The 16,534-nt window shown below is 59.7% G+C and carries 12 protein-coding genes; 6 read left to right on the top strand and 6 right to left on the bottom strand.

Annotated elements, in window-relative coordinates; translation table 11 throughout:
* Window positions 1-164 precede the first annotated feature (164 nt).
* The 5 genes from J0I79_RS10575 to J0I79_RS10555 all read left to right on the top strand — a co-directional run bounded on the left by J0I79_RS10575 (window position 165) and on the right by J0I79_RS10555 (window position 3,898).
* Complete coding sequence (locus J0I79_RS10575) at window positions 165-1,187, top strand: DUF1403 family protein (protein WP_292857327.1); 1,023 nt, start codon at window positions 165-167, stop codon at window positions 1,185-1,187.
* Between the two features lie 5 nt (window positions 1,188-1,192).
* Window positions 1,193-1,900, top strand: coding sequence for an SMC-Scp complex subunit ScpB (locus tag J0I79_RS10570; RefSeq protein WP_292857315.1), 708 nt, complete (start codon window positions 1,193-1,195; stop codon window positions 1,898-1,900).
* 127 nt (window positions 1,901-2,027) lie between these two features.
* The gene (locus J0I79_RS10565; protein ID WP_292857312.1) at window positions 2,028-2,744 is read left to right on the top strand and encodes a hypothetical protein; all 717 of its coding nucleotides are present in this window, start codon (window positions 2,028-2,030) and stop codon (window positions 2,742-2,744) included.
* A gap of 65 nt (window positions 2,745-2,809) precedes the next feature.
* Window positions 2,810-3,250, top strand: a complete 441-nt coding sequence (locus tag J0I79_RS10560) for a hypothetical protein (RefSeq protein WP_292857309.1) — start codon at window positions 2,810-2,812, stop codon at window positions 3,248-3,250.
* A gap of 237 nt (window positions 3,251-3,487) precedes the next feature.
* Entirely contained in the window at window positions 3,488-3,898 is a 411-nt protein-coding gene (locus J0I79_RS10555) for a GNAT family N-acetyltransferase (RefSeq protein WP_292857306.1), read from the top strand.
* A 182-nt stretch (window positions 3,899-4,080) separates the two neighbouring features.
* On the opposite strand, the gene J0I79_RS10550 is transcribed toward J0I79_RS10555, so the two are convergent.
* The 6 genes from J0I79_RS10550 to J0I79_RS10525 all read right to left on the bottom strand — a co-directional run bounded on the left by J0I79_RS10550 (window position 4,081) and on the right by J0I79_RS10525 (window position 14,249).
* Complete coding sequence (locus J0I79_RS10550; protein ID WP_292857304.1) at window positions 4,081-5,643, bottom strand: ATP-binding protein; 1,563 nt, start codon at window positions 5,641-5,643, stop codon at window positions 4,081-4,083.
* On the bottom strand, window positions 5,640-7,649 hold the full coding sequence (locus J0I79_RS10545; protein WP_292857301.1) for a PIN-like domain-containing protein: 2,010 nt from the start codon (window positions 7,647-7,649) through the stop codon (window positions 5,640-5,642). The genes J0I79_RS10550 and J0I79_RS10545 overlap by 4 nt, the downstream gene beginning before the upstream one ends.
* A 345-nt stretch (window positions 7,650-7,994) precedes the next feature.
* Complete coding sequence (locus tag J0I79_RS10540; protein ID WP_292857298.1) at window positions 7,995-9,572, bottom strand: ATP-binding protein; 1,578 nt, start codon at window positions 9,570-9,572, stop codon at window positions 7,995-7,997.
* Window positions 9,569-11,200, bottom strand: a complete 1,632-nt coding sequence (locus J0I79_RS10535) for a radical SAM protein (protein WP_292857295.1) — start codon at window positions 11,198-11,200, stop codon at window positions 9,569-9,571. The genes J0I79_RS10540 and J0I79_RS10535 overlap by 4 nt, the downstream gene beginning before the upstream one ends.
* Entirely contained in the window at window positions 11,193-12,221 is a 1,029-nt protein-coding gene (locus J0I79_RS10530; RefSeq protein ID WP_143974455.1) for a DGQHR domain-containing protein, read from the bottom strand. Before J0I79_RS10530 ends, J0I79_RS10535 begins: the two co-directional genes overlap by 8 nt.
* A 195-nt stretch (window positions 12,222-12,416) precedes the next feature.
* Window positions 12,417-14,249, bottom strand: coding sequence for a type II toxin-antitoxin system HipA family toxin (locus tag J0I79_RS10525; protein ID WP_292857288.1), 1,833 nt, complete (start codon window positions 14,247-14,249; stop codon window positions 12,417-12,419).
* Here J0I79_RS10525 and J0I79_RS10520 point away from each other — a divergent pair.
* A complete protein-coding gene (locus J0I79_RS10520; protein ID WP_292857285.1) occupies window positions 14,211-16,532 on the top strand; it encodes a helix-turn-helix transcriptional regulator in 2,322 nt (773 codons plus the stop codon). The two genes, J0I79_RS10525 and J0I79_RS10520, sit on opposite strands and share 39 nt — an antisense overlap.
* The last annotated feature ends 2 nt before the right edge of the window (window positions 16,533-16,534 follow it).

Here is a 16,534-nt window from a genome sequence, read left to right as displayed (position 1 = left end):
GCGTGATTTTTGGGCTTCTGCTCGACGGTTTGGGCCATTTCTCATATAAAGAGCAAAATGAACGATAATGCAACATTATCATTCGTTTTAGTTCCGCGACAGGTGCGGCGGATTCAATGCAAATCGATTGCCAAAAGCGCCGCCGTGATTCATGCTCATTCGCAATGATTCTTCGGTCCCAATCTCTCTCGCGCCACCCTGGTCCGCCCCCTGGAGCGCCGATCGCCACGCCGGTAGTCCTCGTCCCGACCTGGCTGCGCCGCGCCGTCGCCGATGCGCAAACCGTTGCGGGCAAAGACGTCGACGATATCGCGCTCGTTGCCGGCGCGGCCATCGGAGCGCTTGATGCGGTGGTCCGCCGGCAGGAGCGGTGGGCCGGCGCTTGGCGCCAGCGGCTGGCGCTCGTCGCCGCAGCGGTGACGGCAAGGCAGGCTGGCCGCGTCGAGGGTGAAAGCGCCCTGCGCGACGCCGTGCTGCTCACACGCCCGGGCGATTTTTTGTCCGTCGGCCCCGCCGGAAAGATGCTGCTGGCTTGGCGCCGGCTGGCCGGCACGCCTGCCGAGACACTGCTGACCGAGGCCAGCATCGGCGCGGTGCTGGATGACCTCGGTCTGCGCCGCGACGACGACGCAGTCAGCGACCTGGCGGACGATCTTCGACAGCTTTCTGCCGGCATCGGAATGGTCGGCATGCTGACCGGCGCGTTCACGGCTGCCGAAAGATATGGCTTCGCACGAGCCTTCGGATGTTGGCTCGCAGACGCCTTGCTGGCGCAACGGCTCAGTTGGGTACATGCGGTGCCGTTGCTCGGCGCCGAGGCAGCCTTAGGGACAAGCGCCCGCCCGCGCCGATCGGCAACCAGCTCTGTGGCGACAGGTACTGAGACAAATCCTGAGCGTGCCAAAAATCTGCTTGCCGCGCAGGCGCGCGCTGCGCTGCGGGCCATTGATCTTTCCGCCGAGCTCGAGCGCCGCGCGGACCGGCTGCTTGCCGTTGCGCCGAAACTCAGGGCCAAGGCGGCGGACGCTGTTGTCGACAAGCTCCTGTCCGACGATGCGATCGTTGCCTCGGAAAAGATCGCTGGCATGAGCGACCGTGGGCTGCGCCGCCTGTTCGACCGGCTGGTCGAACTCGGCGCCGTGCGTGAGCTGTCCGGCCGCCCGACCTTCCGCATCTACGGGCTGTGAAGACGATGGTGGAGAGTGCACGTAGCAGAAGGGGAGAAGCTCAAGGAGGCGACGGCCGAACAAATGACCATTTGTTTGATCGGGAGATGGATCACCTACCGCCGGAGGCGCGCTGGCGCGAGTGGATGCAACGCGTCGAGGCAACGATCTTCGCCGCCAGTGAACCGGTCGGCCGCGAGGCGCTGGGCCGCATCGTCGGCAGAAGTTGCAGCATCGATCTCCTCATCGACGATATCCGTGAGGAACTGCGCGGCCGGCCCTACGACCTGGTCGCCGTCGGGGGTGGCTGGAAGCACCTGACGCGGCCGGCCTATGCCGATGCCATCCGCGCCGCGGTCGGAGGAAACGAATTCGCGAGCGAGCTTACGCAGTCCGAGGTGCTGGTGCTGATGTGTGTGGCCTATTTCCAACCGATCACCCGCGCGGAATTGTCATCCTTCTTCGGCAAGGAAATCAGCAGAGACCTGATAGGCCATCTGCGTGGCGCAGGCTTCATCGCCTCCGGTCCGCGTAGCCCGACGCCTGGTGCGCCCTACACCTACGTTACGACAAAAGAGTTCCTGCTGGAGTTCGGGCTCGACACGCTACGCGATCTGCCGGATTTCGAGGCGCTCGAGGATGCCGGATTGCTGAGCAAGGAGAGGCTGCTGGCGGGCGACATCATGCCAGAGTTTTCAATCCAGCAAAGCGGCGATGTCGAGACAGAAGACTAGCTGCGCAGCCGGCCTGAGGCTGCTGGACGGCCGCATCGCCGTACCACGGCAACATAGGCAACATAAAGGAGGAGTTTCGCATCAATCGAAGATGTGAGACTGCTGCGCTGCGGGGTATGATCAAAGGATGGATTCGCAGCGCATTGAAGATCTAAAGAGGTTTTATTCTGCAATCGACCGGCTCAGCACTTGCCCGGGCGGTGCAAGAACCCTTGCGAGCGGCAGCGGCAGGCTCGACTGGCCACAGCGCGGCGTGTATTTCTTCATGGAGGACGGCGAGGTCCGTTCGGATACCGGAGCGGGTCCGCGCGTCGTCAGGGTCGGCACGCATGCGCTCAGACCGAACTCAGGCACGAAGCTGTGGACGCGCCTTTCGCAGCATCGGGGCCAGGCGCAGAGCGGTGGCGGCAATCACCGCGGATCAATCTTTCGCCTGATCGTCGGGACGGCACTCATCGCCCGCAACGGGCATGCCTGCGCGACCTGGGATGTTGAGAAGTCGGCGAACCCTAAAATCCGGGCGGCCGAGCTTGCGCTCGAACGCGAGGTGAGTCGGTTCATCGGCGCGATGCCGCTCGTGTCGATGGGCGTCAATGACGAGCCGGGACCCGGTAGCCTCCGCGGCTATATCGAGCGCAACGCTATCGCGCTCCTCAGCAACTACGGGAGGCAGGCGGCTGACATGCCATCGGCAGGCTGGCTCGGGCATCATTGCGATAGGGAAAGGGTGAGGAAATCGGGCCTATGGAATTCCAATCACGTCGATGAGATGTATGACCGCAATTTCCTGAGCTGCCTCGAAGACCAGGTGCTGGTGATGGGGCAGACTGCACGGTCGTCGTGATCCAATGTGCGGCGCGCAAGAGGTCGGATGCTGGATACCTTAGGACCAGCGACGGACGGCGCGTCGTGTTCGTGGCCGACCCCGCGGCGGCGCCTGCTCTGGGCGGCGTGCTGTTTGCGCGGCCTGACGATATAGCGAAGAGCGGGCGCACATGGCGGGAGGAGCTTGTCGCCTATAATCGGAACCCGAAGGGGAACCCGCTTTGTCTGCTGCCGGCGTTCGAACTCTACCGGAGGCTCGCGGCGAAGGTCGGCGTCTCGAACCTGTTCATCCTGTCGGCGGGATGGGGCCTTATCGCGGCGGCGTTTCTTACGCCCTGCTACGACATCACTTTCACGGCGCAGGCGAATGCGTACAAGCGCAGGCGCAAAAGCGAACGCTGTCAGGATTTTTCGATGCTGCCGCAAGGCAAGACGGAGCCGGTCCTATTCTTCGGCGGCAAAGACTACCTTCCGCTGTTCGACCGTCTCACCGGCGGCAACCAGGGACCGCGCATTGTCTTCTAAAATTCGGCGAGCGAGCCGCAGATCGGGAACGGGCGAGCCGTGCGGTTCATGACGAGCACCCGGACCAACTGGCACTATGAATGCGTTGACGCGTATCTTTTAGGCGCGCTCGACCGCGAGACTGGAGTTCCGGCATGACTGAGAAGCTCAGTTCGGGCAAACCTGGCAAGTTTACCCCGAAGCGCCGCGCCACCTTCACGCGCCTTGTGCACGAGGGTGGAGAAGTGGGCGAGGCTGTTGTCGCCAAAAACGTCAAGCAAGCGGAAGCGCTCGTTTTCGCAGGGCGAGGGTCCCAAGGGCATCGCGGCGCTCAAGAATCCTCTCGCGAGTTACAGAGAGCGCATCAGCGAGAAGGCGGGGTTCAACATCGACGCGAAGGCATTTCCTTTCGAGCTCGGCTATGTGTTCGTAACGCTGAAGGCGCAAGGCAAAGGCCTGTCCCACCAGTTGGTGGACGAAGCGATCCGTCTTGCAGCAGGCCGAGGCTTGTTCGCGACAGCACGTACCGACAATGCACGGATGCTGAGCACGCTTGAGAAGGCCGGGTTTAACAGGAAGGGCAAGCCGTATGGCGGGAGAAGCCCCAAGCGCCGGATACAAATTCTCGTCAGACCCGGTGAGAAAAGTGATGAGGCAACTGAACCATAGGCCAGCCGCCATCTCGGACCATTGCAAACGTTTGCTTCGTGCTGGACCCTGGCTAGGTCGTGGCCGCATCGCACCGCGAAAGCCGCGGTTTTTTTGGCACGTTGCAGGCGCAACGAATTTACGTGGCGACGTGTAGATGTCTGGAAATTGCTGACCCGATCCCAGCTAATCCGCTGGCGACATCAATCGGATCGTACACCTGTGATCTCAGAAACGATTGCCTTGACCCGCTGCCACTCGTGCGGGGCCAGTCGCTCCCGAAATGCCTTGTACAGCAGCCCCATTGTATCCTCGATTGCCTGCCCGATCTCCTCGTCGCACGAGTGGGCAGGCACCTTGGCGTAAATTATCTCGAGCCGCCGCTGTAACTCACCGCGCCTCACAGCTAGCGCCTCGAGCGCGTTAATCTCTTCCGGTTCGGCGATCGTGATCGCGGATGCGATCCGTTTCCGAAGCAATGCTGTTTCCTCCATAAGGGGTTCGACAATTGCAGCAGTGGGAGCGTCCTCCACTTCGAGCAGAGCGACCGCTTCACCCAGCGCCGTTATCGCCTTGGTGATGTTCTCGACGGAAAGCTGATTGGCTTTCGACGTCCGGTAGGCTTGCTTGCCTAGCGGCGTTGCAATCTTCTCATCGAGTTCGTTGCGCATACTCTCCCATGCCTGGTTCTCCTCAAACCCGTCTCGACGGGCGTTCGGAATCGCAGCCCTTGGGTCAACAAAGATCTCGCCGACATACCAGTCGGCGAATCTTGAGTAGGAGGAGCGCGGTGTGTCGACGAGATGTGACTCGGCAAAGATTTCCCGCATGACTTTGGTATCGTCGATTTGAATGTTGCGAATGCGCACACGGATGCCTTTCCAAGGATCCTTGACGGCACCCGATGCACGTTTCTTGCTCGTCCAACCCCACCACCGGCCTGTGGGAGAGACAGGGTAATCGACCCCGGTCATTGGAGCACGTGTGTGCTTCACGGCAAGCGTGTCGACGTAGGGCTTGAAAAGCTCGACTGGCAGTCGCTCGCCGTCCTTCACGAAAAGGCGAATGCTCTCGAGGTTGAAGCCCGCATCCCTTGCTCTCTGCTGGATCTGCTCCGCGAACTGAAATGCGGGGTGGTATGGAAGCGGCGCAACCTGACTAAGGTAGGTTCGCATGGCATCTACGTCCAGGCACTCGTCTGGCGGGTTATAGAGTCCCTCCAGCCGGACCTTAAAATAGTGCTTATTTGTGTCCTCCGCGTCGTAGCGTGTAGCGGTGACGCATTCTGCGAGCGTCTCGGCAGCGTCCTTCTCGTAGGTCCCATCCGGAGACAACTTTGCACGGAGCATCGCGGCGTCGAAGACGACCTTCGTATACTGCTTTTGACCCGGCGCCTTTGTTGTAAAGATCAGCTTGTCACAGAAGACGATGCCGGCGAGTCGGCCAATGCCGCGGAAACCCGCATTGTTGCGGTAGTCTTTGTTAGAGGCGCCGATCGCCGCAAGCACACTTGCAGCGTTCTCCGTCCGGAGGCCGCCGCCATTGTCAAGGATAGTAAGCCCCTTGCGGTCGGCGTCCATCTCCACATCCACACGGGCCTCGTCTGGTTGGATAAGCCCGTCTTCAATGGCTTGGCGAAGCGAATCGAAGCCGTTTTGAACATACTCGCGGATAGCGTTTCGACTCTCTCCATACATTCCGAACGTCAGAGATTCGATCACGAAGGCCCCAAAGCGCGGCTCGAAGGGGACAATAGTTTCGGTCATTCTAGGTCCTCTCCGTCGGTCAGGTCATCGTTGTCAACGAGATCATCGTCCTCATCCGGCACTTCGTCGGTCTCGCCACCAGGATGTTTCGCGGTTGGCGGGCGGGCTGCGCGTGGAGCTTCGGCCGCTGAAACAGTTTCGACCGGCGCAACACCACCACCCGGATCAACGTCGATCGTGACTTCCGCCACGGGCTGGGCGTCTGCATTGGCCATGGGGGCGTTCTCGGGCAAGGGCTCGTCCTGAACTCGTTTGGGTTGTCTTAAGGGTTCGAACCGATCGACGCCGGTGCTAGAGAGGATGGTCCTCTCCTCGTCTCCTTCTGCATCAATAACTCGTAGTATGGAGAGCGGGATCCCGTGATGACGCCCAATCACTGAGACAAGCTCAGAAACAGTGGCCTTTTTTGCGCCGCCTAACATTTTGGAGAGCGCGAGTTCAGGCTGGATGGGAGGATCGGTAAGTACACCTTGCGGTCCCACGTAGATCTGGCCGACAGCTACGGGAGTTGTTGTGACAGGCTCTGAGGCGTCGATGCGGACGTCGATCCAATCCGTCGAGGCGGATGGACGGTAGAGCGCCGGTGATCGCACGCGCTTGAGTTCGCGCGACACAGCTCCGATGGTTCGATCGACACCCTTGTCTACACGCCATTCCAGCAGTTCCTGAAGGAGCTGGCCGACGGGCGTGGCGCGTGCGACCCCTTCCTCGAAGTAGGCGGCCACGAGCATGCCTCCGACGATTGCCGATGCATGAAGTGAATTCACCTTATCGATTCCGTCGAGCAGGCGCCGAGCGAGGGTCGCTGCGGCCGAAGGCCCGAGGTGGGCGTTGTCGTAAAGTCGCTTCGCGAGCACAGTGAGGTCAGCCGGGTCCATTGCCGAGATGCTTTCGGCGGTGAAGCTGTCAATTGTGGCTTCGGCTTCCGGCGCTTGGCCCTGGAGATCAGCGATCGTCTTAAGCACCGCCGCCCTATCCTCATCCGCTCGCGCGGCCTTGATTATACGGTTGGCCTCTAAAAGTCCGAGGGTGTCGACGGCATCGCGTTTCGCTGCCCTTTCGGCGATGCCTGGTGGAGGGCGGGTTGCTGCCTCCAGACGCGCAAGATCCATTCCAAACGTGACGGCTGCAAGCCGGCCGAAGCGGTTCTTGTCAGCCAGCCACATCACTCCGCCCATATACAGTTCGTCAAGTAGTATGAGGGCGGCGTTGGCAGTGGTACGAATCTCAAGGGTGAGCATGGGATGCGGGACGGGAACCGGATTCCACCTCCCCCTTAGTCGGCGAAGGTCCTCGGAAGGCTCTCGTTCTAGCCCCGAGGAGAACCAATCCTCCTTCCGGTCACGCGTCAGCACGACGACGGTGGCTGCCGCCCTTGTGCTGGCGTCGGCAATGACGTCCTCCCAGAAAATTAGGTCCCCGAAACGGTTGGTGACCTTATGCCCATCCTCGAAGCCTGGCGGCACCTCGTGGCCGTAGCGTGCACCACCGCGTTGCTTAAGGCTCGCGAATGCATCGAAGGCACGCGTCGCCGCCAATGCATGAGTGTTCATCCATTTGATAACCTCGAAAGCGGCTGCCTCGTAGTTCCAGCCTTGCGCGATCCTCATCGCGCTTTCGACATTTGCGGCCGCGGCTTCAAGGTCGCCGACAAAGGACATCTCTGGCTTGTCTGGCACCAGGGGTCCGTCGGCATACACGCGCATAAGGGATTTTAGGTCCTTCAGAGCTTTCTCGACGGCCGAGCACTTTTCGGCAATCTCGTTGACCTGTGTCTTGCGCTGGTGATGGCGGTAAAACTCGTGGACACTCCACGCCGGGACGTGGATGCGCCCGTTCAGCGTGGACGCCCAGTCAATGAACACCGCGCGCGATGAAGGGCCAACAGCCGCTAACCACATGAGCAACGAGGTATCTACGTACACATGCGTCTTCGAATCGGCGAGCGCGACCTGCGCCCGAGCGATGAAACCCTCAGCCGGTTCGACCTCGACCGGTATCAACATTGGTGCGCACGTTGGCGCGATTGGTAGATCGTCAGCATCCGCCCTCCCCGGCCGGCTTCTGGAAGCACCTCGTCATACGATCGACCAGCTGGCTTTCCAAGTAGAGGGCTGGCGAAAACTCAACGATTGGTTTCGGCTCGACCAGCCGCGTCGAGATATTCTAACGCCGGTTGACCTATTTTCGTTAATTGAGGCCGACTTGACAGGTCTTTCCACCGCAGATCACCTTGTCAGCGCCCAGTGTCGTTAGGACACGAGAACGTGGAAGGCAAACAAGAGAACCAAGACATCCTTCGGGTCGAGCTCGACCGAGGGACGTAGCGCCTTCGAACTGGCGCCACCTAACTACTGCTCAAGGCGCATCATCATTCGATCAATCAGAGACTTGGCTGCAACCCGATTTGCAGAGCATTCATACACTAGATCAAAAAAGTTCTGGTAAATTGCCCGCTGCTTCGGTGGGAGGCGCATCAAAGGACTGGCTACCGGGGAAAGGTCCTCCATCAGTTCGCCAAGTCGAGCACGAATTCCTCCAATCGCGGCAGCATGCGTATCCGCAGCGTCTTTTAGTATGTCCATGCTCGCTATCTTGGTAAGGCGCAACAGCATCTGATCGGTCGAGAGTGCGAGGCGTTCCCGTTCCGCCGCGCTGACACCGCCTTGGCTGATAACCGACAGCGTGTCCTCGGCTGATTGGGCCTGCAGGTCGAATTCCCGCGCCCATTTTCTGCGTACCGAACTCGTCCGACAGCGCCGAGCAATGTCTCGGGCAGTCGGTGTGAGATGGTTCAACAGATTGTGGTAGTGCGCGTTCTGTTCGAAATGATCACGCCGCCCGTTCGGGACGACCTTCCTGTCGAGCACGTGCACCTCGCCCACAGACCAGACGTTGAACCGCGGTTCCGGAAACAGATCTTCAAGAAGCGTGTGGTCACCGACCTGGACGTTGCCGGCGCGAAGCCGGAGACCTTTCACAAGCGTTCCGGTCGGCACCGCCCCTTCGTACTCGTGATGCAGCACCCAGCCGACGGCCGCGACGTCGCCGTCGATGCCGGGTATTTCGATTAGGGTCACATCATCGAAGGTAATATCCGCCTTGTTGTCCAAAACAAATAGATCGCGGTGCGGACGACAAAGCGGCTCTTCGGCGCCGTCGATGCGAATGTCCAACACACCGAGACCCAAATGACGTGAAAGTGCGTCGGTGATTTGCCCGCCGAAACGGAAATCTGGTGAGAACGGCAGGGGAGCGACCTGGCTCAGATAGTCGCCAATCGCCGTCGGACTCATCAAGCGATCGTTCCGCAGCCTGACAATGCCCCTCATTTCAACTTCGAAAAATCGCTCCGGTGCGTCGGAGATTTCGACGCGTTGCAGCGTGGTCACTTGGCGGATCAGCTCCGCGATACCTGTATCCTCTTCCAATGCGCGCAGAGCTACCTTCAGTTGGCGGCAATCCCAACGCAGTTCGGAAATTTTGGCCTCACCCGGAACGCGCGAACGGAAGATCAGCTCCTGCGCGTATGCGAGCCCTGCGAGCCGGCCTACGCCGCGAAATCCACGGGCCGGTGTCCCACGCTTGGCACTGCCACCAAGTGCGGTCAACTTGCGACCGAATTCCTGGAAAGGAACGCCGCAGCCGTTGTCTCGAATTCGGACCGTCCGGCTACCAGGTTCTACCGAAATCTCGACACGGCCAAGCTCGCTGGCAGCGAGCTGGCCAGCCGCGCGAGCCGCATCGACCGCGTCAGCTGCGTTCTGAATGTATTCGCGGTACACGGTCATAGGGTCGACGTACATCGCGCTCGAGACGAGCTCGAGAATATCCTTGCCGATCACGATCTCCGGCAACTCGTGGCGTTCGGCCGTCCCGCGACTTGTTGACGCCGCCCGGGCGAGCTTGATTGCAGCCGTCGCGTTCATGCAGCGATCCCTTCCTGCGTCTTCGATTTGCAGACCGGCGAGGGCTCCGGTTCTTCATGGTCAAGGCCTGCGTCCTCGACCCGTTCATCCTCCGCCAGACCTGTTTCGGCAGTTGGCTCGCCCCTGGTAAGCTCCTTCTGCTTCGCCCAAATTGCAAACAGTTCGTCTTTAGGCACTGGCACGTAGAAGCGAAGAACCCGCTTCAGTGCCACCGTTGTGGCCTGCTCCGCCAGCCCCGCAAACTGTCGAGGATCGCACGACGACAGTAACTCCAGCAGCTCGCGTCGTTCATAGCCATCGAGCCTGTTGAACTCGGCCCGGTACGCAGCGAGCCGCTCCTCGGGATCGAAACGTTCGTACCAATCGCGATTGAAGATGAAGTCGTGCGGGAGAGCCAGGATACGCTCGTACTCCTCGAACGTGTTGCCGAAGGCCCGCTTAAAAAAGGTGGGTTCGCCGCTGACGATGCCGTGGGTCGCCTGCAGGATGAGCTGCATCGAGCGGAGCTGGTAACGGGTCCACTTGCTGCCGATGTGACCACGGTCGGGCCGGTCGGTCGGCTGGAAGCGCATTGGAAACGACCAGATGCGTACGCCTAACTCCTCGTTGAGAGTCACGTTGAGCCGCATCCGCTCAAACAAGTCCGCAGGGTTGTCATGGAAGTTATAGAGCATGTAGTTCGAGAGCTCGGTGAGGCCGTATTCGGCGGCGTACCGCACCGCCTGTTCGTACGGCTTCCTCACACCGAGATGGTCAAACGCGATCCTCAGCGGCTTGAGGCAGATGGTCGCCAGTTCGCGCAGGTACATGGGATCCTTGCAGAGAATCCGGGCATCAACACCCTGATTAAAGTCGACCCGGCGTTGGACAGGCACCCGCATCCCTTCGCGCTGGAGCTTGGCGCCTGGCGTGAACCCGAGATCGCGGATTTCGGCGATGATCTCCTTGAATCGCGGGCTTGCGACGACATTGTTGTCCATAAGGGTCAGGTCCTTCTTCGGACCGTAGAGCGCGTCGATGGCCTTAATGAGCGCCGTCAGTGACTCCGTGTCCCGCTGCGCGCCCTCCAGTTTTGGCACTCCGCAGAAGTGACATTTTCGAATACAGCCGCGGGAGGTGTACGCGAAGTAGGCATCACGAACCGGATACTTGTAGTCGATCTGATCCAGGATGCCGTAGTCGGGGACCAAATCCTCGATCGGGCGGCCACCGGTGTCCTCGGCGTAAAGCTCCTCTGAGAACTCATCCAACTGGAGCGCAAAGGCCGGCGGATCCGAAAGCAGCCCTTTGATGAAGCGTATGCCCTGCCAGCGCCTCTCCTCAATGAAGCGCTCGTGCATCAATGAGGCGGCAATCCCGCCGACGAAAACTTTGTCGGCTTGACCGTTGGCAACCTCCAGCGCGAAATCGATCGTCTGCGCAATCTTCGGGTACTCGAAAGAGAAAAGTGTCGTGATGTAAATTCGGTCCCACGCCTGGTTCAGAACTGAGCGATCTTCCCCTTTGATGAATCGGACGCGATCTCGTTTCCCTCGCGGTCCATGATATTGGGCAATTTTCATAAGGCCGAGCGGTGGATACTTATTCTTGTAGCCGGGCTCGATTAGCAGAATATTCTTGTTAGCCATTGACCACCTTATAACGAGCGCGCTTCCGAACTTCGCGAATAAATTCTACCGCCTGTTTGACGCCGCCTTGGCCGCCAAAGCCCTTGAGGGGGCCGGAGGTGGACCAATCGATCGTTCCGGCGAAATCAGAAAGTGCGGTGATGAACGCCCGCTTGTCACATGATCGTCCAGCGTCGCGGCATTCGTTGACAATATCCGCCGCGATGCGAAAAAGCGCATAGACCCCCACACCCTTTGTCAGCATATGCTTGCGTGGACTGGCCCACTCCTGCGGGAGCACCACGCCAACCGCACGCCAGAAATCCAGCACGATACGCAGCGCTTCCTCGACCGAGTCCTTCGAAGACAGTTTGGTCGCCTTCAGGAACGCGTGGATGGCTTGCTGCATCATTCGCAGCGAAACGATCCTTTTCAGTCCGGAGGTCGTCTTGCCGCCTAGGTTCAGGCGCCGATGCCACGGCGAGTCTTCTTGGTTGTTCAGCTTGAATGCAATGAAAAGCTCGGGACGTTCGAGGGCCAGATCCTCGGCAAGTTGTGCTTCGTGGTAGTCGAGCAGACTGGTGCTCAGTCCCTTGGCTTTGCTGTTGATGATGCTGAAGACCTCCATTTCCTCGCGCTCGGAAAGCTCGATAAAGCACATGAATGGGAGGGGAATCGGCAGGTCGCCCAGGTGACCGAGGCGGTGCTGGCAGTCGACCTGTGCCATGATCTTCTGGGCGCCGGCCGAGATCTCCAAGCGAATGCGACCGTCCGGAAGCTCTTCGATCCGCCATTCGTCATTTAAGGCCGGCCGCAGGTTCAGCGTCAGCGGGATCGTCGAACTTTCGGGTTCCTTGATGTAGCGCCGAAAGTCCTGGCTGTGACGGTCGTTGAAAGGACGTTGATACCCGCGGCGGCTATCCTCATCGAGGATGTCGGCAAAGCTCAAGCGATAAAGAACGTCTGCCGGCGCGAAGCCGAGCAACACAGGCCTATGCGCCGATTGGCCTTTCAGGCAGTCGATAACAATAGCGGTTGTCACTGTTCGAATCCGACGACAAATTGCAGTTCCAGACTGCACATTCTGCAGTCTGGAACTGCAGGTCAAGGCGGAATTTTGTCTGCACGGCAACTTTTTGCGGGCAATCCAACAAGCCGTTTTGCTATCCCCCCTAAAAGTTCGCTCGCGCTCAGTGCGGAGCAATGTGTTTGGGTCGAGGCTAAGGCACGGATTCGATCAGAGAAAAGATTCGGCGCGATGCTGCACGATTGCGACAATACGATCCCGAATAAGATCTCCGTTGGGAGCCGCCTCCAGAGGTATAGCAACATGGGGAGCCGAGTCGAAGGTCCGTCGAGCGCAGTTTGCCATCAGTTGCGCGGCACGGGAAACCGGCAGTTCGATCGTCCGCGCAAGCGCGAGAAAATCATCGGGGGTCAAACGGTCGTCCTTGCCATTGAGCTTTAACGCCATCCGGTCGTGTTCGAGGCCCGGGAAAAGCCGGGTGGTTACCGCATCGTAGACGGGGGCGAACCGGACTTGCGTGAAGCCATCGGCGCCGTCTTCGGCAATTTTGAGCAGTGCCAAGTTTTTCAGATGCATGTCGCCATCAGCGATCAACCAGGCGAAGACAGCACGTTGGAACAGGATTTCTATGTCGGCAACGGGATCGGTGGACAAGGGGCGCAGGCCGCGCGCCATTCGCTCCACGGTGCCATCGTATTTGCGGGCCGCCGGGAGCTCGAGGATCGAGCAGAAATCCTCAAGTGCAATTCGATGGATGTCGTTATGGGAACGGCGAATGTCGAACCGTTCGATCAGTAGGGCAGGTGGCATCTGATCGGGCATGCGCACGAGGACCGCCTCCGGAACATCGAACGCGGCCTCGCGCGCCAGCATCAGGCAGATCCATTCCACGATGGGCAGGTCGTCAAAACCGCTCGTCCCGGCAGGCTTCAGGATATGGGTGAAAGGCTCGGTGATTGCTGGAACCAGATCACCGTCCTGCCTGAGGCACATCGGCGCCTTGATCTGTACGCCGGACAGCCGCGGTGTGTTTGCGTCCGCGAACAGGCGCGCAAGGTTATCCTGGAAGGTATCCTCGAGAGAACGTCGGGTCGGCCCTTTGTATTGGCCAGTGAAGAGTCCGCCAGCCTGGAAGTGAGCAAGACGCCCCTGCAGAACATCCTGCGGGACAGTTGCCAAGTCGACGGAACCGTCGACGATCGTTATGTTGGACATGTAGCGACGGCTCGTCCGGAGAGTTTCCCGTTCATCGCGATCATCGAGAACGTGTGCTAGCCAGCCTTCCGGAAGCAGCGATTCTATAAAAGGGGGTAGGCTGCCTGGGCGTGTCGGGCGGATCAATGGCGGCTGTCGACCCGGGGCCGCCGTCCAGCGCCATTCCACACCATCATGGATCAGTCGGCCGACAGGTTCCCCGTGCCAAGCTACGACGAGATCAATTTGCGCCCTGTTGACGGGTGCCTGGACCGGTCGAGCCGCGTTGAGAAAGGCTTCTGCGGCTTCGGCCTCGCGAGTCCATCTGTTGGCGCGCGCCAGAGCCCAAATGGCATCGGCCGCAGAGCTTGCATTCCCATACTCTTCGATCAACCGGTCTGCCATGCTTCGGCGCATAGCAGGGTCGATTGCACTTGCATGTTCGCTTCGTAGACGGAAAGCTTCCAGAAAACGCTGGCCGGGTGATGAGGCCGTGATATGGAACTCGCCCATGTCGTCGCCAACGATGACCGGTACCGTCGAGGGGTTGTCAGGCGCCTGGTTCTGTATGATTTCGAGGCCCCGGATTCGGCTTCGCTGGTTACGACGCCCACTTAGGAAGAGGCGGCCGTCCACTGTAGGCGCGAGCTGGAATGCACTCGGGCCCGACAAAAAGGCGTGAGGGTAAAGGTAGGCAGCGATGCGGACGGCGTGGTCCATTACCGTCTTGTTTACGTCGTCGTTGGCGTCCACATAGACGCCGCGCAGCAAGCTCACGAGCGAGCCGGCCTGCGCGGCCATATAGGCTCGGTGCCTGTCGAGATTTTCACCGACGAGATGGAGCGGCATGACTTTCCCGTTTTTCAGATACGCGAAAGTTATACCGCATTCGCCCGTCTGTCAGCGAGAATGTTCCTGAAAAGCCCTCAAAGGTCTTATGATCGCGTAAAATCTCATTTCCTGATGGGACAGTTTGCGAATATTCGCGATTTGTGTCATCAAAGAGTGGAAAAGGAGAAGATCGTGGTCCACTCCATCCCAGCCGACGTGCTCAAACATGTTAGAGACGCCAGTGGCATGAGTCAGGCGACTCTCGCACGCGCGATGAACACTGTTCCCAGCGTGCTCTCCAAATTGGAGAAGGCAGATGAGGTCGAGCCGGACATTGCTGAACGCTATTTGGCCGCAATCGGTACCCAGACCGCGACCGAAGTGAGCGAACACTACGCGCGAAACTGGCTGCGCGCAAAGCCACCATCCTTCCTGCATCCCGACCGAGAGGCGCTTTGGACGATCGATAGGGCCGCCCGAGACCTCCTTGCATTCCAGGAACAAATGACGGACCCGATTCTGCGCGGACCGATCGATCTGCTTCGGAATGAACTTCAGATAACGGAAGCCTATCTGGACCGTCGTGACCACATTATGGCCTGGGTAGGGGATATCGGCGTCGGAAAAACCATGGCGCTCAGCTATGCAGTTGGACTCCTGGTTGGCGATGGCCGCAGCGGACGCCGGCCTGCGTTCCCGGTGGGGCCTGGACGTACCACGGTCTGCGAAACGGCCATACGCGTCGCACCTACATTTGGTGTTCTTGTCGATACCGTTACGGAGGAGGAAGTCGTTAGACTGACGAAACAATTGGTCGCCAGTCTCGTGCCTGGGGCGAGTGGCGGCGGGCTGTCAGCCGAACTAGGCCGTCTGATCCGCAATATGGCTGGCATGAGGCCGGTCAGTCACATGGAAAATGATGAGCCGATTACCAAGGACCCAATCGTTGACCTTCTGAAAGAGGGCCTTGGCATCGACGAGGTTACCGATCGAATTGTGGGCGGAATGAGTCTGGCCGCTCGAAAGGAACGCCAGATGATTCTTCCGGAGGGGCGAGAGGATGGCCTGCTTTGGGTGTCAAATCTGGTATCGGCGATCAATAGTGGTGCGGAACCGCGCTTCAGTATCCCTCGACGCATCACCGTCCTGATGCCTTCGAACAATCTTAGTGCTGATGGTCAGACCCTATCCGTCATCGATACTCGCGGTGTGGAAGGCGTAACCCAGCGTCCTGATATCACCACGTACGCAGAGGACTCCCGGACTCTCCTAGTACTCTGCACCAAATTCGCAGATGCCCCGAACACGACCGTCCAACGTCATCTTCAGGAATCGCAGGACGCGGCATCTGACGCGGCTGAGCGCTATCGGCAATGCATCCTTGTCTTGCCGCGCGGCGACGAAGCCCTTGAAATGCCCGGCCTTGATGGTCCTGTTATCTCCCGTCAGCAGGGCTACGGCCTTCGGCGCAAGGAGATTGAACAGGCTCTGGCCAATGTGGGCCTACCACCGACACCGGTTAACTTCTTCGATGCAAAAAACGACGACGCCGGCAAGATCTGGACGGCTCTTCGCGGTCAAATCGCTCGCATGCGGGCTGCCTATGCCGCTCGCGGCGTGAATGCTGCAGACGGCGTTCGAAACTTGATCGAGAATGTCGATGTCGTTCGCACGAGCGAAGCACGTCGGGAAATCGAGCAGGATCTGGCGCGCGTCCTGCACGCGGTCGGCGACCTTCCAGAAACAGTACGCCCCGCCTACCAGAACCTCATCGACCAGCTTGCGGTGGGGCATCACAGTTCAATTGCCGCCTCGATCTATCGGCGAGGCGATTGGGAGAATTTCCAGGTTGATCACATCTTGGGTACGGGGGTCCGGGTCGATGCCAATTTGCGTTCGCAAGCTCTCGTGCAACGTATCGAGCACAAGCTGATGGACCTCGAAAGCAAGTATGAGGATCTTGAAGCGATCGGCCAGAATCTGAGGGCACTTCGGGCGCGGCTAAGTGAGAGCCGACAGGAGTTTCTGGCGGCGGCGCGCACCATCGGCCGCGACGCCTATGGTGAACTGTTGTCGGACGCGGATATCTGGACACAGACGGCGGAACGTTACGGCCAAGGGGCCGGGTACAAACGCGACATCACGGCCGCGTGGCGCAATTGGTTCGAAACAACCGAGGGCGTGCGCCAGACGGCATCAAAGGTTAGTGAGCGCCTTCAAGATGCCTGGAGCGTCTGGGTACTCGAACCCCTCATGCGCGCAACGAGAGTTCAGCCTGACAGCGAGCCTGGCGGAGCCTAATT

Origin of the sequence: Mesorhizobium sp., from assembly GCF_017306585.1 — a bacterium.
GTDB lineage: Bacteria > Pseudomonadota > Alphaproteobacteria > Rhizobiales > Rhizobiaceae > Mesorhizobium.
The sequence above is the reverse complement of the archived record's forward strand: the minus strand, read 5'-3'. Positions and strand labels throughout refer to the sequence as shown.